This window comes from Pseudoalteromonas sp. SG45-2, from assembly GCF_014164115.1.
Lineage (GTDB): Bacteria > Pseudomonadota > Gammaproteobacteria > Enterobacterales > Alteromonadaceae > Pseudoalteromonas > Pseudoalteromonas distincta.
Map to the genome: position 1 here is coordinate 1 of NZ_JACJEO010000006.1, position 24,854 is coordinate 24,854.

At 40.1% G+C, this 24,854-nt stretch carries 22 protein-coding genes and 1 pseudogene; 5 read left to right on the plus strand and 18 right to left on the minus strand.

What is annotated here, in order from left to right:
* Positions 1–68 precede the first annotated feature (68 nt).
* On the plus strand, positions 69–1,073 hold the full coding sequence (locus H5116_RS05295; RefSeq protein ID WP_182715690.1) for an NAD-dependent epimerase: 1,005 nt from the start codon (positions 69–71) through the stop codon (positions 1,071–1,073).
* A 227-nt stretch (positions 1,074–1,300) separates the two neighbouring features.
* Here the strand turns inward: H5116_RS05295 and H5116_RS05300 are convergent.
* The 9 genes and pseudogenes from H5116_RS05300 to lptD form a co-directional block, all read right to left on the minus strand.
* A pseudogene (locus H5116_RS05300) lies at positions 1,301–2,265 on the minus strand (IS481 family transposase).
* Between the two features lie 41 nt (positions 2,266–2,306).
* Positions 2,307–3,749: a capsule assembly Wzi family protein gene (locus H5116_RS05305; RefSeq protein WP_182715691.1), complete on the minus strand. Its 1,443-nt coding sequence runs from the start codon at positions 3,747–3,749 to the stop codon at positions 2,307–2,309.
* A gap of 438 nt (positions 3,750–4,187) precedes the next feature.
* Entirely contained in the window at positions 4,188–6,203 is a 2,016-nt protein-coding gene (locus H5116_RS05310; RefSeq protein ID WP_182715692.1) for a methyl-accepting chemotaxis protein, read from the minus strand.
* Between the two features lie 137 nt (positions 6,204–6,340).
* Positions 6,341–7,159: a symmetrical bis(5'-nucleosyl)-tetraphosphatase gene (locus H5116_RS05315; protein ID WP_024589801.1), complete on the minus strand. Its 819-nt coding sequence runs from the start codon at positions 7,157–7,159 to the stop codon at positions 6,341–6,343.
* Positions 7,160–7,167: 8 nt separating this feature from the next.
* Positions 7,168–7,557 (minus strand): Co2+/Mg2+ efflux protein ApaG, encoded by a 390-nt coding sequence (gene apaG, locus H5116_RS05320; RefSeq protein ID WP_002960839.1) that lies wholly within the window; start codon positions 7,555–7,557, stop codon positions 7,168–7,170.
* Positions 7,541–8,347 carry a 16S rRNA (adenine(1518)-N(6)/adenine(1519)-N(6))-dimethyltransferase RsmA gene (gene rsmA / locus H5116_RS05325; RefSeq protein ID WP_002960838.1) on the minus strand — a complete coding sequence of 269 codons (807 nt, stop codon included), beginning with the start codon at positions 8,345–8,347 and terminating at the stop codon, positions 7,541–7,543. Before rsmA ends, apaG begins: the two co-directional genes overlap by 17 nt.
* Positions 8,344–9,336, minus strand: a complete 993-nt coding sequence (gene pdxA / locus H5116_RS05330) for a 4-hydroxythreonine-4-phosphate dehydrogenase PdxA (protein WP_024589800.1) — start codon at positions 9,334–9,336, stop codon at positions 8,344–8,346. Before pdxA ends, rsmA begins: the two co-directional genes overlap by 4 nt.
* Positions 9,337–9,338: 2 nt before the next feature.
* Positions 9,339–10,634: a peptidylprolyl isomerase SurA gene (gene surA / locus H5116_RS05335; RefSeq protein ID WP_002960833.1), complete on the minus strand. Its 1,296-nt coding sequence runs from the start codon at positions 10,632–10,634 to the stop codon at positions 9,339–9,341.
* A 30-nt stretch (positions 10,635–10,664) separates the two neighbouring features.
* On the minus strand, positions 10,665–12,917 hold the full coding sequence (lptD, locus tag H5116_RS05340; RefSeq protein ID WP_039485527.1) for an LPS assembly protein LptD: 2,253 nt from the start codon (positions 12,915–12,917) through the stop codon (positions 10,665–10,667).
* A 100-nt stretch (positions 12,918–13,017) separates the two neighbouring features.
* Here lptD and H5116_RS05345 point away from each other — a divergent pair, with 100 nt between their 5' ends.
* Genes H5116_RS05345 through djlA form a run of 3 tightly spaced genes read left to right on the plus strand, consistent with a single transcriptional unit; the run spans position 13,018 to position 15,570 of the window.
* Positions 13,018–14,019 carry an aminoglycoside phosphotransferase family protein gene (locus H5116_RS05345; protein WP_182715693.1) on the plus strand — a complete coding sequence of 334 codons (1,002 nt, stop codon included), beginning with the start codon at positions 13,018–13,020 and terminating at the stop codon, positions 14,017–14,019.
* Positions 14,016–14,672: an N-acetylmuramate alpha-1-phosphate uridylyltransferase MurU gene (gene murU / locus H5116_RS05350; RefSeq protein WP_182715694.1), complete on the plus strand. Its 657-nt coding sequence runs from the start codon at positions 14,016–14,018 to the stop codon at positions 14,670–14,672. Before H5116_RS05345 ends, murU begins: the two co-directional genes overlap by 4 nt.
* Before the next feature lie 31 nt (positions 14,673–14,703).
* Positions 14,704–15,570, plus strand: a complete 867-nt coding sequence (gene djlA / locus H5116_RS05355) for a co-chaperone DjlA (RefSeq protein WP_165734652.1) — start codon at positions 14,704–14,706, stop codon at positions 15,568–15,570.
* Here djlA and H5116_RS05360 read toward each other — a convergent pair.
* The 3 genes from H5116_RS05360 to rsuA all read right to left on the minus strand — a co-directional run bounded on the left by H5116_RS05360 (position 15,553) and on the right by rsuA (position 18,323).
* On the minus strand, positions 15,553–16,503 hold the full coding sequence (locus H5116_RS05360) for a DUF3530 family protein (RefSeq protein ID WP_182715695.1): 951 nt from the start codon (positions 16,501–16,503) through the stop codon (positions 15,553–15,555). The genes djlA and H5116_RS05360 overlap by 18 nt on opposite strands.
* Positions 16,504–16,584: 81 nt before the next feature.
* Positions 16,585–17,238, minus strand: coding sequence for a bifunctional tRNA pseudouridine(32) synthase/23S rRNA pseudouridine(746) synthase RluA (gene rluA, locus H5116_RS05365; protein ID WP_170071657.1), 654 nt, complete (start codon positions 17,236–17,238; stop codon positions 16,585–16,587).
* 386 nt (positions 17,239–17,624) lie between these two features.
* Positions 17,625–18,323, minus strand: a complete 699-nt coding sequence (gene rsuA / locus H5116_RS05370) for a 16S rRNA pseudouridine(516) synthase RsuA (RefSeq protein WP_182715696.1) — start codon at positions 18,321–18,323, stop codon at positions 17,625–17,627.
* A 59-nt stretch (positions 18,324–18,382) separates the two neighbouring features.
* Here rsuA and zapE point away from each other — a divergent pair, with 59 nt between their 5' ends.
* Positions 18,383–19,492, plus strand: coding sequence for a cell division protein ZapE (gene zapE / locus H5116_RS05375; protein WP_182715697.1), 1,110 nt, complete (start codon positions 18,383–18,385; stop codon positions 19,490–19,492).
* A 294-nt stretch (positions 19,493–19,786) separates the two neighbouring features.
* Here the strand turns inward: zapE and H5116_RS05380 are convergent, their stop codons facing one another.
* Genes H5116_RS05380 through H5116_RS05405 form a run of 6 tightly spaced genes read right to left on the minus strand, consistent with a single transcriptional unit; the run spans position 19,787 to position 24,772 of the window.
* Complete coding sequence (locus tag H5116_RS05380) at positions 19,787–21,214, minus strand: lipopolysaccharide assembly protein LapB (protein WP_182715755.1); 1,428 nt, start codon at positions 21,212–21,214, stop codon at positions 19,787–19,789.
* 19 nt (positions 21,215–21,233) lie between these two features.
* Complete coding sequence (locus tag H5116_RS05385; RefSeq protein WP_182715698.1) at positions 21,234–21,890, minus strand: energy transducer TonB; 657 nt, start codon at positions 21,888–21,890, stop codon at positions 21,234–21,236.
* 1 nt (position 21,891) lies between these two features.
* Positions 21,892–22,296 (minus strand): biopolymer transporter ExbD, encoded by a 405-nt coding sequence (locus H5116_RS05390; RefSeq protein WP_010555259.1) that lies wholly within the window; start codon positions 22,294–22,296, stop codon positions 21,892–21,894.
* A 4-nt stretch (positions 22,297–22,300) separates the two neighbouring features.
* Positions 22,301–22,681 carry a MotA/TolQ/ExbB proton channel family protein gene (locus tag H5116_RS05395; protein ID WP_182715699.1) on the minus strand — a complete coding sequence of 127 codons (381 nt, stop codon included), beginning with the start codon at positions 22,679–22,681 and terminating at the stop codon, positions 22,301–22,303.
* Positions 22,674–23,999 (minus strand): MotA/TolQ/ExbB proton channel family protein, encoded by a 1,326-nt coding sequence (locus tag H5116_RS05400; RefSeq protein ID WP_182715700.1) that lies wholly within the window; start codon positions 23,997–23,999, stop codon positions 22,674–22,676. Before H5116_RS05400 ends, H5116_RS05395 begins: the two co-directional genes overlap by 8 nt.
* On the minus strand, positions 23,999–24,772 hold the full coding sequence (locus H5116_RS05405) for a DUF3450 family protein (RefSeq protein WP_182715701.1): 774 nt from the start codon (positions 24,770–24,772) through the stop codon (positions 23,999–24,001). The genes H5116_RS05400 and H5116_RS05405 overlap by 1 nt, the downstream gene beginning before the upstream one ends.
* Positions 24,773–24,854: the final 82 nt, after the last annotated feature.

Here is a 24,854-nt window from a genome sequence, read left to right on the forward strand (position 1 = left end):
TTTCAACTTTCAACTTTCAACTTTCAACTTTCAACTTTCAACTTTATCAGCTTAAAGATTAGGAAATTATGAAATATTTAGTAACGGGTGCTGCTGGTTTTATTGGCGCGGCAACATGTCAAAAATTGTTAGCGGCTGGCCATGTAGTAGTCGGTATTGATAACCTTAACGATTATTACGATGTAAATTTAAAACTAGCTCGTTTAGCGCAGTTTGAAAGCCATGAAGCGTTTACATTTATTAAGCTTGATATAAGTGAACGCCCAGCAATGAGCGAGTTATTTAAAACACAGCAGTTTGATAAAGTAATACATTTAGCGGCGCAAGCCGGTGTTAGGTATTCAATAGAAAACCCTGATGCTTATGCAGACTCTAACTTAGTAGGGCATTTAAATGTGCTTGAAGGATGTCGTAATACTAAAGTTAAGCACTTGGTTTATGCTTCATCTAGCTCTGTATATGGCTTAAACGAAAAAACACCGTTTGAAACAACCGACAGTGTCGATCACCCAGTGTCGTTTTATGCTGCAACTAAAAAAGCGAATGAGCTAATGGCGCATAGTTATTCTCATTTATATAGCTTACCTACAACAGGCTTACGCTTTTTTACTGTTTATGGCCCATGGGGTCGCCCAGATATGGCACCGTATATTTTTACTAAAAAAATACTTGCCGGCGACACTATTGATATAAATAACAACGGCGATATGTGGCGTGACTTTACTTACATTGATGACATAGTAGAAGGTGTTGTTCGTGCTTCCGATGTTATACCTGTTGCAAACCCAGATTGGAGAGTTGAAACTGGTTCGCCTGCTTCTAGCTCCGCTCCGTATGCGGTTTATAATATTGGCCACGGTAGCCCAATAAACCTAATGAAGTTTATTGAAGCCATTGAAGCTGAACTAGGTACTGAAGCTAAAAAGAACTTCCGTGAAATGCAAGCTGGCGATGTTTATAAAACTTATGCTTATACTACAGATTTATTTAATGCAACAGGTTATAAAGCGCAAGTAGGTGTTCAGCAAGGCGTAAGTGAGCTTATTAAGTGGTATAAAGACTTTTATAAATAAAAGTTACAACTTGTAAGTCATTTAAAAACACTGTTTTAAATTTAAGACAGTGTTTTTTTATTGGCTTTTAATAAAGTTAAGTTAGCTGAGCGCGAAGTAAATTCGCACCTACAGGGTGTGCATATGTTGTAGGTGAGGTTTTATACCTCGCTTTTGTAATGTTAGATTACATGAGCGCGAAGTAAATTCGCGCCAACAAGGGTATTAAAATGTGTGATTCATAGACATCATTTCACTTTTCGTAGTTGAAGATCACGCTGATAATTCGATAACTGAATGCGTTCATTTTCAGTTTCGTAGTTAGCGTGAACGTCTTCCCAAAGCGGTGTTTTTTCAAGCCGTTCACATACAACATCCATTGGAGTTTTACCTTTGAATGAGCCGTGAGCGCGTTGCCAATTGTAGTAATGCTGCCACTCAGGTAACGTTTCATTTTTGAGTTCGTCCAAATCCAAATTAACGGTCGAATAAAACTCTTCCTTATCAGTTCTTTGTGACCTTTCAACTTTGCCATTTAAGTGAGGAGAGCCTGGCTTATTGGGGCGAAATTTAATGCCATGCTCCATCAATTTGAGCTGTACTTTTTCAGCAAAAAACTCCGTTCCGCGATCAGTTTGAACTCGCTGTATCGGGAATGGCATTTCTTCTATTACCTTATCGATGAAGGTAAGAGTATTGGCTGCCGTTCTACGCTTAAAAACGTCCAACACGCGATATCTAGAGCAATCATCAACAGCAGTATATTGATAAATCCCTGGTGCAATTTTACATGTATCCATCTGAACTCGGTCACCAGGAATAGGTCTTTGGTATCGAATGAAGTCTTTTTTCTTCCGCTGAAAAACTATTGGTTTTACCTCATGTTTGGTCAGCACTTTGTGAATTGAAGCAAGCGATAGCTGAAAATTATGCTCGCGAAGAAGCTCATTTTGAATTCTTCTGGCACCCAGTTTTCTATTTTTTCTGAGTTTAAGAATCCACTCTTCAATTCGATTATTAATTTTAGTGTTTGGGGAGCTGTGCGGGCGTCTAGAAACGTCCTGTAGGCCGTCTAGTCCCTTCTCTTTGTATCGCTTATACCACTTTCGAAGAGTGGGCCTAGAAATTCCACACCGACGACAAACTAGGCCCGCATTATTAGTTTTTCGTAAAGCTCAATCCACTTTAAACGTTGTTTAATTTCTTTGTTCATAGCGTCATAGTATATTGAAACGATCTCTATGAATCACACAATTAAAAATTAGCAAATACACCTAACCTAGCAAATGTTTCCCCGTATACATCCTTTCCTTGATATAGCTCAGCTCCCCAACTTTTAGCACCCATTATTGGTTTACTTAACTTGCGTGTGTACGCTGTTTGCAGTTCATAACTTGTTTTATACCCTTCGTTTTTATTTTCAAGCATGCGGATGGTGGTATTTAAACTTTCTATTTTACTTAATTGCCAATGCCAGTTTACGCTCATCGATTTAGCAGGGGTGTAGTCTGTGTAGTCGTGTTCATCACCGGCCCAGTGGCCAATTACATTCCCTGAGTTACGGTTGCCGTCTAAATACAAGTGGTTACTATACCAGCCAACTTGCCAATTACTGTGCTCAAAACGTAGGCTGTGGTTATTAGCTATAAAAGGTAAGTAAATACCAAAGCTATAAGCGTTATTTCTACCACCACCCAATGTATCTTCAAGTGCTACTTCACCGTAAAGTTCATAAGGGAGTGCATAAATACTATTGCTGTAGGCAAATGTAATAGAGCCAAGTTGATCCCCAAGCTCATAATCTTCACCTAACTCTTCAGCGTCATCGCTATTGATATTATCTTTACTACCAGGACTAAAAAATCCTTCTGTAAAATCTTTAATTGTAACGCTTCGCGGGCCTCCACCAAACTGCATTAAGCGGCTTAAGCCTATTGTTAAATTATCGGTTGCTGCCAAGCTAGTGTGAAAGCCAAACAAATATGGTTTTCCTGGTTCATAAACCCTAGCTACACCATCTTGCCTTCCCTCTCTTAATATCCCACGTTGCTCTGTCATTTTACTAATAAATATATCGTAACGAATATTAAAGCTGGTTATTGGCTCTACATTGCTAAGCGTTATAGAAGGGGTTGTTTTAGCTTGTGTGCTTAGTAACATGGCACTGTCGTTAAATGGTGAGTACCAATGCTCTCGGTAACCTACATCTAGCTGCGCGTACTTATTGCCAAGGTAAAAAAAGCTTTGTGTAGGTAATATTTCGTCTTCGTTGGCTATGCCTGCAACACTTACACCAAAATAACGGCCAAAGTTAGCATAAGCGCCACCTTCAACAATTAAATTAGTTTTAGTGGTTTGGCCGCGTTGGTTAGGCAGTGTTTTATCTTTTGTGCCAGCAGCAAGTGTTACTTTTGCAAATGCCCCCGCGTCGCTTTGAATATAAGGGCTAAGTTGGTACGAAAGTGTTTGATATAGTTCTGGGTAAGTATGCCTTACTGTTTGCAGTACTCTATAAATATCGTGAGCTTTATAGGGCTTACTCATAATATGTGTGTTTTTACTCACGGCTAAAAGTCGTTGTACTTGGTGCTCAAGTTCTGGGGCTTGATTTAAAGGTAAGTAGGGTGATACGCCACCTTTAGCAACAGCATTTGCACTGATTGCCATCCCGATAAACAGTGATATTTTTTTGAGCATAATTATTCCGTTAGCAAAAATTTGTTTAAGTAAAAACGTTAACGCGAGGTTAGCAATAAACGCCTAAGTAAGGAAGAAAAAAGCGATATATTAGTGGGGATATATAGGAGTAGGCTATCATTCGCAGGTGATAGGCTATCCGTTAAATTCGAGCGCGTTTTTGCATGTAGTGTTTTGCTATAAAGCAGGTGGCGAACGCATTTAATAAGTTATACCTACAAAAAATAGATTTATAAGTTATTTATTTACAAAGAGGTTAAGAGGGCGCTGCACTTTAGTGAAGGCAAAAGTAGGTAATATAAATGTTTAAAATTGCGTTTTTACGTGAGTAAGAGCGGCGCTTACCGGTAAGGTTTTATACCTCACTTTAAAGCCCTAATAAACAAAAAAACCGATGGTACTGTGTACCATCGGGGTTTTTTAATTGTTTTAATAAACTTAAACTTTAAATTCGTCTACCGACAAGCGAAGCTCTTCAGCAAGTTTTGCTACTTCTGAACTTGAGATATTAGTTTGATTTGCGCCTTCGGCTGTTTGCTCTGCAATGGCTACAATCGACTCAAGGCGTTCGCTAATTTCTTGTGCTACTTGTTGTTGCTCAAGTGCTGCAGTCGAAATTTCTTCACTTACGTCGTGGGCTTGCGAAACTGCAAATGTAATCGAATCAAGTGCGCTACTTGCTAGGTCGGTTTGCTCAACACACGATACAGCGCGTTGCTTACCTTTGCTCATTGCCGTTACGGCAGCTTCAGCGCCTGTTTGTAGCGATTCAATCATTGATTGTATCTCTTGGGTTGACTCTTGAGTTTTACTTGCTAGAGAGCGTACTTCGTCAGCTACAACAGCAAAGCCTCGGCCATATTCGCCTGCACGTGCAGCTTCAATTGCGGCATTTAGTGCAAGTAGGTTAGTTTGATCCGCTATTCCGCGTATTACATCTAAAATGCTGCCTATTGATGCGCTATCTTGATGCAGTTTATTAATGACTTGTGAGGCGTCGTCTACTTCACGTGCTAGCTGTTCAATCGTTGCTTTATTGTTATTCGAAATACCTTTAACGCGTTCAGCTTCTTTATCAGCATTTTTAATTTCGCTAAGCGCTTGTTGAGCGCTGTTACTAACTGTTTGCGATGTACTGCTCATTTCGGTTGTTGCAGTAGCTGCTTGTTCAACTTGTGCTTGTTGGTTACGAATTGCTTGGCTTGATTCTGAGGTAATGGCCGATGTTTGCTCTGATGCTGCTGCAAGCTGAGTAGAGCGCGAAATAATACCTTTAATTAGGCTGCGTAGGCTGTCAATTAGTGTATTACAACTTTTAGATAGTTCGCCAAACTCGTCTTGAGCGCTGTCGTCTAAACGTTGTGTCATGTCGCCACTGGCAACAATATCCAAAATGCGATTAACTTCGGCAAGTGGTTTAGTAATGCGGCTAACAGTAATAATGGCAATCACAATTGCTAAAAGAGTGGCTATAACCATACCAACCCAGGTCCATAAATTAGCTGAGTCTACATCGCTGCGCACACCTTGTTGTAATTTAAACGCAACGTCACTCGCTTGATTAACTAGCTCGTCAATTTGGTTAAGTGCCATTTTGGTGGCTTGCTCTGACTGTGCAAGCTCTGATTGCGTAAGCGTAATCGAATCAATTAAACGTTTTTTGTTTGCTGCTAAGCTGTTACTGCCCTTTATGTTAGTTTCTAAAATATCAACATATTCTTTTAGGCTTGAATATAAGTCGCTATGCGTTTGCTCTATTGCTGGCTTAATTAAATCAACGGTGCGTACTACTTCTTCAAGGTAATACGTTTGCTCGTTTTTAACAATATCGAGAGTGTTAAGCGTTTTAACAGTTAGCATGTCGGTGCTGTTACTAACTACCGACATAAAGTTGTTTTCTAAATTATTTGCAGCTTGATAAGCGCGAGGGTGGTTTTGTTCAAATCCGTCAATGTCGATAATGTCGAGTACAACAGAGTTAGCATCTTCTGCACTTAGTTCTATGTTTTCTAATTGTGCTTTTAATGTTTTATTTAATGCTAGTTGCTTGCCTTTATCTGCTAATAAATTTTCAACGGTGCTTAAAAAGCTTAAATAAGTTTTTTCTACGTTTTGGCTGCTTTGATTAAGTGCAGCATCGTTTTTTACTACGTCTTGAAGCTCACGGTGCAGCGTGTTGAATTGCTGTTTTTGCTCAAGAACTTGTGCTTTTATTGGCGCAAGCTCATTGGCTGATGTTGTGTAAAAGCTCGCTTGTGCGGCTTTACTCATTAAAATAAATTCGGCTTGTAGCTCAGAGCTTTTATTTAATGCTGGGAGTGATAGTTGGTTCACTTTTTGAGTGGAACGGTCAATATTTGCAATTTTTATTAAGGAATTACCACCAATTATTAGTAATAATAGTGTGATAAATATAAAACCACCCCAAATACGCTGGCTTACTGTCAGGTTCATAAGATTTCCACTCAAAAAGTACTTCAATTAAGACTTATCGGCGTTTGTACCAATAAGTTAAGTAATTAAAATCAATTACTTTAATTAATTTTAACTATTAATTGATAAATCTAACAGATGTATTGTTTTTTTTCAGTTTATTTAGACGAAAGGTGGGAATTTTCTACAATTACTTTTTTAGTACTCAGCTCCATTAGGCTCATGGTGTTACCCCATACGCAGCCTGTATCTAGGGCGTGAACCCGTGAATTACCTGTTCTACCTTCAAGAGCGGCCCAGTGGCCAAAAATAATATCGTGTTTAGATTTAGCTATATTGGGGTGGTTAAACCAAGGAGTGAGAGTTTCGCTGTCGGTTATTGCACCCTTTGCATTAAGCTCGAGTTTGTTATCACTTGTTAAAAAACGCATGCGGGTAAAGTAATTAACTATGTATCTAAACTTTGCAAAGTCATCAAGGGTGTTAGACCACCTAGCGGGGTGAGCCTGGTACATGTGTTCAAAAAACGCTTTTGCGTTACTTGATTGATAACAGCTTTGTGCAAATTGAGCTTGTTTTAGCGCATCTTCAACAGACCAATCGGGATTTAACCCCGCGTGAGATATAAAGCAGTTATGTTTTTTAAGCTCTAAAGCCAAAGGCTGGGTTTGTAAAAAAGCGATGTAGTTAGCCAATTTAGGGCTTTCAAATATTGAGTTTAATTTATCTTTTGGATTAGTGGGTTTGTTAAGAAAGTAGCAGGCAACCATGTGAAGGTCGTGATTGCCTAAAGTAATGGTCATGCTATTTTGATGTTGGTAAATATAGTCTAAGCAGGCTAGGGAGTCTGGCCCGCGAGCAACTATGTCGCCAACTAAATATAGGTGATCTTTACTTGGGTTAAAATCAACCCGTTGTAAAAGGGTGTTAAATTCACTAAAACACCCTTGTAAATCACCTATCGCATAATCTGCCATCTAAGTGCTTAATGCAAAATGTTAGGGCAAGCCAAACGAAACACATTAATAGGCGCCTGAAACTCAGAGCCAAACTCGTTGCGTAACGTGTAATGGCCTTGCATAGTGCCTACAGGTGTATCTAAAATTGCACCGCTGGTGTATTTATAGCTTTCGCCTGGGCCAATATCTGGCATTTCGCCAACAACGCCTTCGCCTTCAACTTCTACTTGTTTGCCATTTGCGTCGGTAATTAACCAATAGCGGCTCAGTAATTTTGCACTGCATAAACTATGGTTTTTAATTGTTACCGAGTAAGCAAATACGTATTTTTCAAGCTCAGGTTGAGATTGGCCTTCTACGTAAAATGTTTCGACAGATACCTTTACAGGCGATCCAATGTTACTGCTTGTTGTCATAAATCCAGTTAGCTATATCAATAAATTGTTGTAAAGATAAGCGCTCAGCACGCAGCGTTATATCAATGCCAATGCTAGTTAGTTCTTCTGCGGTAAGTAAGTTACCTAAACTATTACGTAGCGTTTTACGGCGCTGGTTAAATGCTTCTAAACACACGGTGTTTAAAATTTTAACGCTTTTTGCTGTACGTTGCTCTGGCTTTTTAGGTATTAAACGAATAACAGCAGAGTCAACTTTTGGCGCTGGTTTAAAGCACTCAGGTGGTACTTCAACAACCGGCATTGCATTACAGTAGTATTGAGTCATTACGCTTAAGCGACCAAATGTTTTACTACCTGGGCCTGCTACCATGCGTTTTACTACTTCTTTTTGAAGCATAAAGTGCATGTGCTCAATATGATCTGAAAATTCAAAAAGGTGAAACAATAACGGTGTCGAAATATTGTAAGGTAAGTTACCAAACACTTTTAATTTTTTGTCATCGCGAACCAAGCTTGCAAAGTCAAACGTCATTGCATCGCCTTGGTTAACGGTTAATTTAGGACCCAAAAATGGGTGTTCAATTAATCGTTGTGCTAAGTCTTTATCTAATTCAACAACCGTTAAATGGCCGCTTAAGTCGGCTACTGGCTCAGTAATTGCGCCAAGGCCTGGGCCAATTTCTACTAAGTTGTCTTCTGGTTTAGGATCAATCGCAGAGACTATTTTATCGATGATAGATTCATCAAATAAAAAGTTTTGCCCAAAACGCTTACGAGCGCGGTGTCCTAAATGTACTTTATCGGTCATTGATTTTGTGCTTTTTCTTGGGCGAGCTTAATTGCTTCGCGGATCGCTAATTCAAAACTGCCAACGTCAGCTGTACCAGTCCCTGCTAAATCGAGAGCAGTACCGTGGTCAACTGAGGTGCGGATAAATGGTAAGCCAAGGGTAATATTTACCGATTTACCAAATCCTTTGTATTTTAGCACAGGTAATCCCTGATCGTGATACATAGCAAGTACTGCATCTGCTTCAGATAGGTATTTATGTTGAAATAAGGTATCGGCCGGTAGTGGGCCAATTAAATTCATCCCTTCGCTTCTAAGTATTTCAAGCGTTGGGGTGATTGTTTCTATTTCTTCACGGCCTAAATGGCCATCTTCACCTGCATGTGGGTTTAAGCCACACACTAAAATACGTGGTTTTTCTATCCCAAACTTAGTTTGTAAGTCGTGATTTAAAATACCCGCTACTTTAGTTAAGCGCTCAGGAGTAATGGCACGCGACACATACGCAAGTGGAATATGCGTGGTTACAAGTGCAACGCGTAAACCTTCAGTTGCAAGCATCATAACTACATCTGCAGTATTTGATTGCTGCGCAAAATACTCAGTGTGTCCGCTAAATGAAATGCCCGCTTTGTTAATAATGCCTTTGTGAACAGGGCCCGTAACAACCGCATCGAACGTGCCATCCATGTTTTTTTCGCTTGCTATACGCAAGGTATCTAACACGTATTGGCCGTTACCGTCGTTTAGTACGCCAAGCTCTACATCCGCACCTAAATCAACCTGATGAATATACAAACTGCCCGCAGGTGCTGCTATGGCGGGGGCATTATCATCAAATTCAATTAAATTTATTGTTAAGCCTAAATGCTTTGCACGCTCTTTTAATAGTTTGCCATCAGCAATCGCTATAAGTTGAGCGTCCCACGCTTGCTGAGCAAGCGTGAGTAGCAGATCTGGGCCAATACCGGCTGGTTCACCCGGTGTAATAGCAATTCTTAGAGTCATATTTATTGGTCTATAGGGAAAATTTCAACGTGAGCTTGCTCGCGCATTTCTTGCTGCCAGTTAAAACTTTCTTCCTTAAATTTACGGTTAAACAACATGCCATGAGCACGGTTACGTTTAGCTAGTTCAGTTTTATCAGCTACACGTTTGCCAAGTAACTGCACAATATGCCAACCAAACTGTGTTCTAAACGGTTCGCTTATTTCATTTTCTTTAAGAGAAAGTAATGTATCTTTAAACGCAGGTACGTAGGTAGTTGGATCTGTCCAATCGTACTCGCCACCTTTAAGTGCAGAGCCTGGATCTTCTGAGTACTCTTTAGCAAGTTCACCAAAGTCGGCTGTTCCTGCACGTAAGTCTTTTGCAAAGCCTGCAAGCATTGAGCGTGCTTTTTCTTCACTTAAAATAATTGAAGGTTTAATAAGTATATGGCGTGAACGTACTTCAGTTGTTTCTACAACTTGTAGACCACGAACGTCTTGTACTTTAATGATATGAAAACCAGCACCAGAGCGAAGTGGGCCAACAATAGCGCCTTTCTTTTGGCCTTTTACTGCTTCAGCAAAAAGCGATGGCATTTCGTTAATGCCCATGTAACCAAGTTGTCCACCTTCAAGTGCTTTAGAGCCGCTTGATGATGAAATAGCAATACGCTTAAACTCTTGGCCATCGTTTAATAGCTCAATAACCTTATCTGCACGTGTTTTTGCATCAGCAATTTCGTCAGCTGTCGCATCGTTAGGGATATCTATTAAAATATGACCAATGTCGTACTCTTCAGCACTTTGACCTTGGGTTTCCATAATTTTTAAAAGGTTATCAACTTCTTGTTCGCTAATATAAATACGACGATCAACGCTTGCACGTGTTACTTGCTGCGTTGTGATTTCTTTACGAATTTCTTCACGGTAAGCTTGAAAGCTTTCGCCCGAACCTTCAATAGTGCGGCGTAAGTCGGCGATTGTTCCGCCTTGCTCTTTTGCCATGTTAGCGAGAGTTTGATCGAGTTGGCTGTCTGAGATTTGTAATCCCATACGCTCAGCCATTTGCATCATAAGCGCTTGATTAACTAAACGCTCTACAGCTTGTACACGAAGTGTTTCATCTTTTGGTAATTGCTGGCCTTGTTCTTGTGCTTGCTTTTTAACACGATCAATTATGGTGTCTACTTCGCTTTTTAAAATTACGCCTTGGTTTACAACGCCAATAACTTTATCTATTTCTACTGGTGCAGCCATTACACTTTGACAAAGGCTGGCACTTAAAACTGCTGATGTTAATAATTTTTTTAAATTCATATTCTTTTTACTACTCTTGCTGATAGTACTCTAGTTACTAAGAAAATACGGTCTACGATAGCCAAAAATACCTTGTTGTAATAATTTTTGTGCATCATAACGGCTTTTACTGCCAAGTCCTTTTAATACAAAATTCAAACTAATACCTGAATCAAAAGTTGCTTGTTCTTGTCCTATTGACTGATTTAAATCAGTTTCAATTTGGCGATGGCCAGTAATTTGGATAGCCCAACAGCATGATTCATACTGTAATCCGCTCAATACTTCGATACTTCTGTTGTTTTCAAGATCTCGATGATAGCTCGCAATAAATTGCCATTCGTCGCTAATAGGAATACTTGTAAATACACCTGCTTGCTCGATTGTATTTCCTGAGACATCATTTGCATAGCGATGGTTCAATTGTACTAGCTGATTATTATCACCTTTATAATCAAGCGTTACATTTGACTGTACCATTTGCTTGCCATCTGTATCATATTGAATACCTCCAGCGAGGTACCAACGGCGGTGCCAATGTAACATGGTTTGAGCTGCAAATAGTGCATTATAATTAGTGTCTGAGTTTAAGCCTTGCTCTGTTGGCTTAGCATCGTCACTTAAATAAAATATTTGGCCCGCACTAAAGTTAAACACTTCTTCTTGTTTTTTATCAAATAAGCGCGTTGTAGCACCTAAAGTAAACTGATTAGCAGCTGCTATACGGTCAACACCCGAAAAGCGCACGTCTCTAAATAAACCATAATAATCATCTTGCAGTTTGGTTGTATCAAACAAGCCAATGTCTGACTGATCTTTATTAGGTGTATATAAATACTGAATTTGTGGCTCTAGTGTTTGTATACCATCTTCAAAAAAGTAAGATGCGTCACGCTCAAAATTAAGCTGAGAATACAAACGTACTTTAGGAATAGTACGCGATACGGTATCGCTATATTGCGTGCCGGTTAAGTTTCCGCTTTGCTTATAATTTGTTTGTAATAAGCTTACTTCAGACAAAAATGACCACGCATGCGTAGCATAGTTGTAGCGTGCTTTTGGCTCTACGTGTACACGAGTTGCGCTGTCTATGGCCACTTCTGATGAATCATTAGTAAAATGGCTAATCTCGCCCGACACACTAAAGTCAAAATTATCAAAACGCCAAGGCGCTGTTTGCGTAAAATTAACTTGTGGTATTGCAGTGTATGATTCTAAGTGATCGCCGAGTACTTCAAAGTTTTGCACTTTAATATCGGTGCGCCATGTATCACCCAAATGGGTAAGTGAACCAGTACGATACAATTGAGTATCGGTTTTACTTGCGTAGTTTGAAGTTAAGTCGGTGATGTAGTTATCATCGCTCACATTGGTTACATCAACGTTTGCGCGCCAGTTTTCACCTAGGTAGCTTTGCTGTTGCCAATGAAACATGTAGCGTTCATTCAAATCAGGCTCAGAATCATCACTATCTAAGTATTCAATCCCTACTAAGCCTTCGTGTTGCTCTGTTAGGTATCTAAACTCTGTTTGTAATTGCAGCCCTTTGTTAGACATATAACGAGGGGTGATGGTGGCATCAAAGTTAGGTGCAATATTTAAATAATACGGCGTAATTGTTTCAAGGCCGTATTTGTCAGAACTTGAAATAGTCGGGGTAAGTAAGCCCGATTTACGGCGTTCATCTAGCGGGAATGTAAAATAAGGTAAATATAAAACCGGTGTATCTAAAATACGCAATACGGCGTTATATGTTTCGCCCCAGCCTTCTTCGCGTGAAAGGTTTATTTCGTCAGCTTCAATTTCCCATGCTGGGGTGTCACTTGGGCAAGTAGTAAAGCTTGCATTCATGAGTAATAGGCCAGACTGATTAACAGTGAGCTTTTCAGCGCCGCCTTTACCTTGTTGTTCGGTTAGGCTGTAGTCGGCGCCTAACAAACTGACTTCTGAATTATTTAAATCGGCATTTAATCCGGTGCTGTTTACTTTACTTACGTAGTCTTGATAAGTAATTGGCCCCGTTGCATTTAATAAACCACGCTGTTTGTCTATCAACGCAGTTTGTGCGGACAAACTCATCTTAAGGGTGTTAATATCAACATTGCCGGTAAATTCAGCGCTTTGAGTGCCAAGTAGCTCAACATCATCAGCTTGGATATCAACTTCACCAAGGTTAAGGCCTTCAAGTGGTTGCCAAGCTCTGGTTTGCATTGAAATGCCACAAAGGTTGTGTGCCAGTTCAGTTTCGGCAAGCGATGGTGCGCTAACTACGCTTAGCATCAATATGCCCCAGGTTTTGCTCATTTATCGACCTTAATACTTTGTGTTTAATATAATATACACATAATAAAGGAAAATAATGGCAATTACAGTAATTGACCTATAAAAATAGATATCTAATAAAATGACACGCTTTGAGAATTTACAACAATTTATAAACACACACCTTAATGCCAAGTCGCATACTTTAAACGCGATCACGGGGGATGCTAGCTTTCGCCGTTATTATCGTTTAAATCACAATAATAAACATTTAATAGTGATGGACTCAGATCCAAAAAAAGTGAATAACGAACCTTACATTTTGCTAAACCAGGTGTTTGTTGAGCAAGGTTTTTTACTTCCCACTATTATTGCAAGTGATGAGAAACAGGGCTTTTTTATCCTCAGTGATTTAGGCAGTACGCACCTAGCTGACATGCTTGATGATGCAAACCGCACCGAGCATTACCAAGCATTAATTAGTTTAAGTGCTCAGTGGGCAAAAACGCCCACAGCTTCTGCTATGCAAGCGTATAACGCAGACTTTATAAAGCTAGAGCTTGATATATTTAGCCAGTGGTTAGTAAGCGACTTTATTAATGAGTCACTCAGTGCCGAACAAAAAATAATGTGGCAAACAAGTTCAGATCTATTAATAAAGGCCATGCTTGAGCAACCCACTGTTACCGTTCATCGCGATTACCATAGCCGTAATATTATGAACAGTAACGGCCAGTGGGCCATTATAGATTATCAAGATGCTGTACGCGGGCCGCTTTGCTACGACTTGGTATCGCTACTGCGCGATTGCTACTTTAAACTGCCTCAACAAGAGTTAACAAGCTTGCTTGATTTTGCTTATCAAGAATTTACGACTCAAAATTTACTGGTTAACACTTCATTTGAGGAGTTTAAATATTGGTTTGATTTAACCGGATTACAGCGCCACTTAAAAGCTGCGGGTATATTTTGTCGATTATATTTGCGCGACGGTAAAACAGGTTATTTAGATAATATTTTACCGACGCTTGATTACATTATTGAAGTAGCGGCAAATTATCCAGAGCTTAAAGCATTGAGTGAGTGGACAAAAAATACCATTGTGCCCAAAGTGACTGAAAAGTTAGCAAAGGAGCGCTCATGAAAGCGATGATTTTAGCGGCAGGGCGCGGGCAACGTATGATGCCGCTAACGCAAAATATGCCAAAGCCAATGTTAAAAGTGGCAGAAAAACCACTTATTGAACACCATATAAATAACCTGAAAGCTGCCGGCATTACCGATATTGTAATAAACCTTGCGTGGCAAGGTGATAAAATAAAAGACTACTTTAAAGATGGCAGCCAATTTGGTGTAAATATACTTTACAGCCAAGAAGTTGAAGGTGGCCTTGAAACGGCTGGCGGTATAATTGAAGCGTTACCGCTGTTGGGTGACTCGTTCATTGTAGTCAATGGTGATGTATACACCGACTATGATGTAAGTGCGCTAATGCAACTCCATTTACAGCCCGGAGAGGCGCACATAGTGCTTATAGAAAATCCGCCACATAATCCTAATGGCGACTTTGCGTTGAGCCATTTGTCGCCTGATAGTCAAAAATATACATTTTCGGGGATTGGCCGCTATCAGGCTGATTTTTTTAAAGGATTAACGCAAGGTATTCGCCCTTTAGGGCCTATTTTACGTGAAAAGCTAAATGAACATTTAGTCTCTACTGAGCTCTATATAGGGCAATGGGATGACATTGGTACACCAGAGCGTTTAAACCAATTAAACACGCGCCTTGAGGCGTAACAACTCAATTTTTAAGAAGGCAGTATTATAGATGTGGGGAAAAATTCTCGGTTTTTGTTTTGGCTTTATGTTTGGCAAAATATTTGGTGCTATTTTAGGTTTATACCTAGGTCATTTATTTGATAAAAGCTTAAAAAATAACTTTGATAAAGCAGGCGGTTTTTCTAGCTTATTTAGTGGTGACGATGTTCACGAGCGCCAAGCTTTATTCTTTTCAAGTTGCTTTGCTGTCATGGGGCACATTGCGAAGTCGAATGGTCGAGTTAGCGAAGTACATATAAAAGCGGCTAACTTGTTTATGGATGAAATGGGCTTAAAGGGCGAAGAACGCCGCGAAGCACAACATGCATTTCAGTCAGGTAAAGAGAGCGACTTTTCACTTAAAGAAACAGTACACGATTTTAAAGAACGCTTTGCTAAACGAAACGATCTAATACAGTTGTTTTTAGAAATACAAATTCAAATGGCATTTTCTGACGGGGTATTAGCTGAACAAGAAAAGCAATTACTAGCAGAAGTAAGTAAACAGTTAGGTATTTCTAAAACACGTTTTGCATTTGTATTAAAGCGCTACCAAGCAGAGTTTAACTTTAGAAAGCAACAACAGCAGTTTAATCAGCAGCAACAAAATCAAGGTCAAAGTAGTAGTTACCGTGAAGGTTCTGGGCACCATGTACCGCCAAATAATAACATGAACCGTGCGCAAGCATTGGCGTTATTAGGTTTAAATAGCGATGCAACGCAGCGTGATATAAAAGTAGCGTATCGTAAACTTATGTCGCAACACCACCCTGATAAGTTAGTGTCGCAAGGCCTACCAAAACACATGATGGAACTGGCTGTTAAAAAGAGCCAAGATATTCAAGCTGCTTATGAGTATTTAAAAAAGTCGGCGTAAAAAACCGTCTATTTCTTTTGTTAGGCGTGCGTGTTGATCGGGTTGATCGCGCAGGCCAAACAACTGGCGTTGGCGGTAATCAAACTTTGCATTTCGCTCAACCCAGCGCTGACGATTTTTAAGGCTCATTAAAATGTCTGTGCTGTCATTTGCGTAGTAAATATCAAGCAAAGCGGGTGCAACAAGTGATGCCGTTTGGCTCAAGCTTTCGTTACGCTTGGTATTAGGTAGATAACTGCTTAAACTTATAAACGCATCCAGTCTCTCATCTGGAAAATCTGCATAGTACTCCAACAACACACCCGCACTCGTGCCTTGTGCTATAACCACTATATTACTCGAATCTTCCATAGCGGTTTGATACAGCGCATTAAAACGAGAGATGAGATTTATTTTATAGTTATCAAGTATGTCGTCAGTTACTTTTTCAATTACATTAACGTAATGAGGTTCTTCTTTTACTTTTGCAGGCTGCGATTGGGCGTTTGCTGTTGTGTCGGGTGATGCAGGTTCCTCGGCGTTACTCGGCGCAGCCTCGGTTTCGCTGGGCGTTGTTTCTGCCATTTTACTAGTTTGCCAATCAATGTCGGGCACTGTCATTGCGTAGGTGCTGTAACCTAAATTATTAAGCTCTTTACGCAAGTAACTCATGCCTGAGTTATTGGTAGGTGAAGAGTGCCAATCGGGTATAAGTAATACGACTCCTCTAAAATCAGCGCTCATATATTCGCTATAAAGACTTAAAAATTCTGTTTCACCCGCTAATATTGGTTTTATTTCATCGCTTGGAAGAAGTCGCTCAATGTCGCTATTTTCAATACTTGATAGGCTAGGTGGGGCAATATGTTCCGCCGCGCTGATAGGGTTAGCTAAAAGTAGCGCACAGCTGAGCTGTATATAAAAAGCGCCTTTTAAAAACCGTGAAAATAGCATAACGCACCTAACTAATGACAATTAGTTAGGTATCGGCAAAGTTATCTAAAAGTTTAATAATTTACGAAGTATTTGAGCCAGTTAAAATTCAGGCTCGGCTTCAAAAGTAAGTACTTGCTCAGTGGTTGGGTGCTTCAACTGCAGCATTTGTGCATGTAATTGTAAGCGAGGAGCGGCAGCAAGTGCCTCTTTATGAGCGTAAAGTCTATCACCTAAAATAGGATGACCAAGGCTTAACATATGCACACGTAGTTGATGCGAGCGACCAGTGATGGGGGTTAGCTCTACACGGGTTGCATTTTCTTCACGCTCAAGTATTTTAAAATGCGTAAGCGAAGGTTTACCTCTGTCGTGATCAACCATTTGCTTAGGGCGATTAGGCCAATCACAAATAAGGGGTAAATCTACTGATCCTGTTTCAGCTTCAAGTTGTCCGTATACACGTGCTATGTAACGTTTAGCTGTTTCGCGCTCTTGAAACTGCATACTTAAATGTCTGTGCGCGGCTTTATTCATGGCAAGGCACAGTATGCCAGAAGTCGCCATATCTAAGCGGTGTACTATTCTCGCTGTTGGAAAAACACGATTAACACGATTAATTAAGCTGTCGGCATGTTTAGGATCTTTACCTGGAACAGTTAATAACTCACTTGGCTTATTAACGATAAGTAAGTCGTCATCCTGAAAAAGTATTGTTAAATACGGACTCATAGGGGGATTGTAGTTAACTAACACGGCCGACCTTAGTGATTTTGAAGGGCGCTATTTTAGTAGAGCAAGCCAACAGGCTCAAGTAAAAATTTGGCTATATTGTTTTAGTTAGGGCGTGTTGAACGTTGGTGGTTGAATTTGCAGTAGTATGTTTGGTTTTTAGGCAAGGCAGAGCCTATGTAGTGTGGTTATTCCCCATAATTAGGCGATAACGCAGCATAAATGCCAAACATGCTCTGCCCTTTGGGTTCTTTCTAGGGGCGATTAACTCTTTGTTGCTCGATTTTTACTTAGCCCACTAGGTTACAAACCTCGCGCCGCGATTAAATCGCCCCTAGATTGAACAAATTTCAATCCACAAAGTTCAACACGCCCTAGTATATCCAAACTTAGGCTCCTTTAAAGCGCTTTTATAGTTTGATTTCTTGAGTTGTTAATAGTCGATATTCACCACTAGCCAAGTTTTCATCTAGGGGAATTCCCGCAATCTGCTCGCGATGTAGCTCAACTACTTTGTTGTCTACTGCGTAAAGCATACGCTTAACTTGATGATACTTTCCTTCGCTTATTGATAAACGCAGGCCGTAATTAGCAAGTCTTTCAGCTATAGCGGGGCGGGTTAAATCTTTTTCGTTATGCAGCATGACACCTGTTCGTAATTGCTCAAGTGCTTCATCGGTAATAGGCTCTTGAGTTTCTACTAGGTAGGTTTTAAATTTATTGCTTTTAGGCGACGTAATTTTATGTGACCAATCGCCATCATTAGTAATAATAACTAACCCTGTAGTATCTATATCAAGGCGACCTGCCACATGAAAGTCGCTCATATTTGGCTCATCAAGTAAGTCAAAAACGGTTTTATGTAGCTCGTCACTGTTAGCACATACATAGCCAACAGGTTTATTTAGCATGTAATAGCGTTTACCTAAAAATACCAAAGGCGTACCTTGGTGCAGTACTTCATCTTGCTGGGTTAGCTGAAAATTATGTGATGTGATTACTTCGCCATTAACGCTTACTTCTTTTCGCTTTATACTCGCGCGGGCTTGCGTGCGCGGTATTTCAGCTAAGTGGCTAATAAATTTATCTAAGCGGCAAGGGAATTTCATTTTGGTTCACATTTTTAGTCGGCTACAATGGGCGCGATTATAGCCGATAGTGAAATACCATGACAGTGCACAGCACACAAATTTTAAGCCTTTACCAAGCAAAAATAGACACAGGTGAACTGTGTTTTGATGCTGCGCAGCAAAATGCGGTGGAAGCTTTAAATACGCTAAGCGAGCAACTTCAAGCTCACACATCATGGTGGCAAAAAGCACCCTTAATAAAAGGCATTTATTTATATGGACCCGTAGGGCGTGGTAAATCCATGTTAATGGATTTATTTTATAAAAACCTATCTATTGAGCAAAAGCAGCGACTGCATTTTCATCATTTTATAGCACAAGTGCATGCCCAACTTTCGCAGCTACAAGGTCAAAAAAATCCACTCATTCTAATTGCAAAACAATGGGCTAAAAATATTCGAGTACTGTGTTTTGACGAGTTTTTTGTGAGCGACATTGGCGATGCCATGATTATGGCCAGATTGTTCAATGCGTTGTTTGAACAAGGTGTTGTGCTGGTGGCCACATCGAATGCAAAGCCAGAGCAGCTTTATTACAACGGCCTGCAACGGGCGCGATTTTTACCTACTATCGATTTAATTAATAACCATTGCCATATAATTAACGTAGCAGGGGAGGACGATCACCGCTTTAGATATGGTAAAAACAGCCGTCACTATTTTATTAATTTACCTAAACGCGATTTTCAAAATGAGTTTTTAGCTTCGTATCCGGCTGTAACATGCAGCAATACAATTACTGTGCATGGGCGCGATTTACATTATTTATTAAGAGCCGATAATGCCTTGATGATTGATTTTATGGCGCTATGCTCCGGCCCGCGTAGTGCTAACGATTATATGTTTTTAGCAACGCAATTTGATGTGTTATATGTATCGAACGTGCCGCAAATGGGTGTTAAAGCAACGGGTAAAGTTATTGTTCACGGTATAGAAGATAGCTACCAACGCGAAAAACAAACGCTTGATGAGCACACATTTGACGACGAAGCACGGCGCTTCATTGCCTTAGTCGATGAATTTTACGATTGCCATAAATTGCTGGTAATAAATGCGCAAACCGACATTGAACATTTGTATAAAGGTAAAAAGTTGAGCTTTGAATATGCGCGCACGCAATCACGCATAGTCGAAATGCAAAATTGGTAACGCTTTAATATATATTGTAAACGAGCTTGCTCACGCGAAAAGCGCAGCGCCTTCTCAACCTCTTTGTGAATAAATCACTTAAGATCTTATTGCACAAAGAGAAGCAAAAGAGGAGTAAATGAGAAGACATAAAACAATAGTAATTATGTATTTTTACTTCTCTAAAGCGCAGCGCCCTCTTAGCCTCTTTGTGAACAAATCACTTAAGATTTTATTGCATATAGAAATTACGAGCTTTGCTCGTCACGCCAGCAAGCGCTGCATCTACAAGCAAATTTAACCACGGCGTTAAACTTATCCTTCTTGGCGCACTATATTCTCAAGGGCGCGAATGTTGGTAATTAAATCCTGGCGCTCCGGATTTGTTTGTAATGCTTTTCTAAGATGCTTTAACGCGCTCGGATAGTCTTTAGAATCAATCGCTATTTGCGATAATCCAAGCCATGCCGATAGTTGATAATCAGGTAGGGCTTGTGCACGAACATACATAAGTTTTGCTTGGGTAAGCTGATTTTTACTGCGATAAATACTGGCTAAACTAAGTAGGGCATCACCTAAATTCGGGTTTATTTTAAGTGCGTTATTTAAGCTGTTAAGAGCGCGCGTAGTATTACCTTGCTGCATAGCAAGTTGTGCGCTGTATACAGAAAATTGAGCTTGTTCATCACGGGGTAGCTGCTTAGTTAATCTTTTTGCGCTGCCTATTAGCTCTTTAGCTAAATCCCATTTTTGCTCCGATACAAGCCAAGCTAGCGTTTGCATCGTGGTATTAATAACCTCAATTTGCTGTTTTTTATTTGCGTGTGTTAAACCTTGCTTTAATAAACTAACAGCGCGTTCAGTGCTGCCTTCACTTAAATGCAACTGGGCAGCTAAAAGCTGGTTGCTGGTATCTTTAGGGTTGAGTTTTAAGGCCACTTCAATAGCAGCAAGCGCCTGCTTTTTGTGATCAAGCTGTAGTGCTATTTGTGCACGTTGTAGCCAAAGTTCAGCTTTATCAGGGCTTTTATTAAGTAATTCTTTTAATAATGCATTTGCCTGACTTAAATCACCCGATTCAATTAACGCATACAATAGCCCTTGTTGGTATTGGCTTGTTTCTGGCGCTAGCATAAGCGCTTGGCGGTACGCCGCTACTGCGCTCCAAGGTTGGCTATGCTGCACGTGTATATAAGCAAGTTGCGCATAACTTTGTGCATCAGCTTGGCCAAGTTCAATACTGTGAACTAGGTGCGTTTGCGCCTTGTCATACTTTGCTTGTTGCATGTATAAAAGGCTCAAACCTTGATGTGCTTTTACTAAATCAGGTGAGGCTTTTAAACACGCTAAGTAAGCTAGTTCAGCGTTATTAAAGTCTTTTGTTGAAAGCAGTACTTGTGCACGTAATAAGTTTAAAGCGGTGCTATCTTGGCTTATATCACGGCCTTTAAATAACGCCGCAACTTCACTGTAATTACCGGCTTGTAATAGTGGTTGTACTTGGCGAGCAAAACCGCGCTCGGTCGGCTCAATAAGAACTTCTGTAGGACCCAGTAATTTATTATTTATAGCTAACTGCCATGTTGGATCGCTAGGCGATAACGTTACTTTTAGTGGCGCACTTTTTAATGGTGTACTCACGGCGCTTGCATGCACGCTACTTACACCTAATAAAGGGAGTGAGCACATCAAAGTAGTGATAACTGCGCGAGTTAATGGTTTTAGCGTTTTAATTACATTCATGTTTTTCATTTTAATAGGCTTAAGGTTTAAATTCGATTGGCCAAATAAAGCGAGCGCGTACGGTTTCACCTTCTTTTTTAGGTGCACTAAAGCGGCTTTGTTTAATAATTTTGTCGATAGCTGGTTTAAGTTCAGGGTATGGATTTTGTACTACCTCAATTAAACTTAACTTGCCACTTTCATCAATAAATACATCGAGTTTTACAGTAAATACATCAACACCTCGACGGGTTAAGCTTTTTGGTAAAACGGCCTTAACAGGAGTGAGCAAAGTTGGGAGACCATCGAGTTGATTTAAGCTAAATGCATCCCAATTTACACTCATTGATTGCCATTGTGGCGCGCTTACTTTTACGTTGGGTGTATCGGGTTTTACAATAGTTAAATTGCTGGTGATCTTAATTTTTACGGCTTGAATAGACGCGCCTGCACCTTCTACCGCTAAGCTCTGCATTGGCTCACTTGTTTGCTGTTGCGATATTGATGGTGGAGGAGGTGGTGGCAGTGCCACCATAGCAATCTCACGTACAATCACTTTATCTTGCATATGATGCTCTGCAAGTTGCCCAAGCCATAAAAGCAGTAATGCAGCGCTAAGTACAATTAAGCTAAGGCCAAATGCAAAAAGTGGATGGCGATTGTTTTTTGTTTTTTGAAGCGGGTTAATCGTGTGCATATTATTGCTTGGTCGCTAAGTTAACTTGCGCCGCGCCTGCCAGCTTTGCTTCGTCAATTACTTGAACAAGTAACTCAGTAGGTACTGTTTTATCAGCTTGAATAACTACAGGGCGTTGTTGCTGTTTTAACATTTGCTCGACACTACTACGCACGCCAGCAACACCAATTTGGCTACCATCAAAAAATACTTGTTGAGAGTCGGTTATTGCTAAAAAGATGACTTGTTGCTCAAGACGACTGGCCGATACGGCTTGTGGTTTATCAACTTCAACGCCGCTTTCGCGTACAAATACGGTTGTAACAATAAAAAATATTAGCAATATAAATACCACATCAAGTAGTGGCGACATATCAATATGTTGCCCCGCTTCTTGCTCTAGCTTGTGCTTTAATCGTGATTGCATAGTGTTACCCTAACTGCTTATTTAACGTATGTAATTTAGGGTTACGCTGCGAATACGCTAAATACGCTTGCATTAACCACGCAGGAATAGCGCACACAAGGCCCAATTGAGTTGTTAGTAATGCATCACCAATGGCGTCACTCATTAGCTCGTTATGGCCCAGCGCCATTACTTTAAATGTATCAAGCAAACCAACAATGGTGCCTAATAAACCAAGTAGCGGAAGCGCTGCAGTTAAAATAGAGCTAACCTCTTGCCAATAACCTTTGCGCTGCGCTTGGTATTGTTTAAGGTGTAGTAAGTCATGAAAAATCAGCTGGTATACAAATAAAGCGAGTAAAAGAATACACCAGCAAATAGGGTTACTAACGATTTTCTCAAACATTGGTTTCTCCTTTTTCTAGTTGACTAAGCTGTAATGCAAAGCCTTCTAGCTGGCTGTAATACGCTTTTGCTTTACGCGATAGCAGTGCATTTAATACCAGAGCAGGTATGGCCACGACTAAACCCAATTCAGTTGTTATAAGGGCTTGTGCGATACCGCCCGATACAACTTCTGGGTCGCCTGAGCCAAACAAGGTCATCATTTTAAATGTTTCGATCATGCCGCTAACAGTACCTAACAAGCCAAGTAGTGGAGCTACTGCAGCTGTAACGGCAATAGCGCCAATAAAGTTATCGAGTTTATGCTTATCGTGAATTAATTGATTAAATAATTGATCGTCTCGTATTTGGCCTTTTTCGCTTTGCAGCGTTAAGTTAAATAACTGCTGCTGCATGCCTGCAAATTCACTGCTATTTTCAGCTTTAAAAAATTGCTGTAATTGCATTTGAGAGTGCATTTTAATTTTACTTAAACGCAGTAGTTGTGCGGCTTTTAATAGCGCAATAGTTAGTGCAAAGCAGGCAAACAAAATAATAGGGATAGCCCATAAGCCGCCTTTTTCTAAGTGTTCAAGCGGACTTTCTTGTTGGGCTTGGCTAGTTACTAAGTGCGTTAAACTAGGATCAAAAGTAAGTAATGTTGAGCCTGCACCGTTTTGATTTAAAGTATTGTCGAGTGGGTTATCGTCACTTGTTGATTGCACTAACGCTACTTTTAGCGCACTAGATTCATCATCCAAATTTAATAAGCCCATAAGTTTAGGTGTTTGCGTACTAAACCATGCAACAGGCCCTACTTGAAGAGTACTAGCTTGGCTTAATTCGCCATTACTGAGCACAATCGATTGCTTATTAAAGTGTGGGTAAAGTGCCTGTTCTTGATTATTAATTTGCGATATAACGCGGTTTAATAACTCGTTTTGATTATTAGTCGACTCGTTACTGCTAGCACTATTGCTGGTATTTTGGCGCACAAAACGGCTAAGTAAGTTTAATTGGTATTGCTGCTGCTGTTGCCAAGTGTCTAATCGGGTTTGTAACTGATCGAGGCTTAACGTATTTTCGTCAGCTAGACGGCGATTAACGGCTGCTTGCGCGCGCAATTTACTGAGAGATTGCTGCTTGGTAAAAATTTGCTTTGCAAGGGTAGCTTGCTCTTTTGAAATACTATTTTGAGTTTTATTTAGAGTACGTTGCGCTGTTTTAATATCACTTAAAATACTTTGTTTAGCATCATCACTGCTAGCTGCAAAAGAAATATTTGCACTAAAAAGTAACACTGTGGCGCTAAATGCTGCAATTATGCTGTTAGTAGCCATTATTTAGCCCCTTGCTGGTTTTTATTTACATAACTTAATATTGGGAGTGTTACCCAATCAGCAGCGCGCTTTTTTTGCTGTACAGCAATCCCCAGTGCAACTTGCTCAGCATTAATGCTTGAATCAAACTCCCACTGCCAACCTAAGTCACTTGGAAAACCAATACCTACGTAACTTAAGTCTTCGCTTACAAACCATGCTTGAGCTGCACCTAAATAAAGCTGCTTAACCCACACTTCTTGCCCGTCAGGATGCTTAATAGCCATTTCGTGAATAGAAATACGTTGTTGAAAATCATTAAGTAGGGTCAGCATTTTTAGCGCTGTTTGTAATTTGTCAGTTGTACTGAGTTGTGAGTCGCTTAAATCACCGGCGTTTTTCCAACTACTTAAAAGTGGCGGGGGTAATTGCACTTGTAATGAAAGTAATTGCCCAGAAATACGTGCTAGTTGATCATTTAATTGCTGTTGATCATTTTCAAGTTCTGATTGCTGAGTAACAAGCTGTTCGCGTTTTTGGGCAAGCTCACTGGTGCTTTTTTTTCTTCGCTGATTAAGCTCGCTAAGTTGCTGCTGCTCAGCATTTAGAAGCGTTAAGGTTTGCTCCATACTGCTTTTTTGTTCAAGCCAATGAGTATTTAATTCTGTGTTTTGATTTTCTATTTGTAGCCATTTATTAACGAGTTGTTCTAGCTCACTAACAGTGTCGGCTTTTACTGCCATAGTGCTACAAAGCGCGATAACTACGCTAATTGGTTTAATTAAGCTTCGCATTACTTAACAACAATCCTGAAAGTTACGACAAGCAATTACAAGGACGTAATTACTGTTAATTTTTGAGTGTGTATACAATATA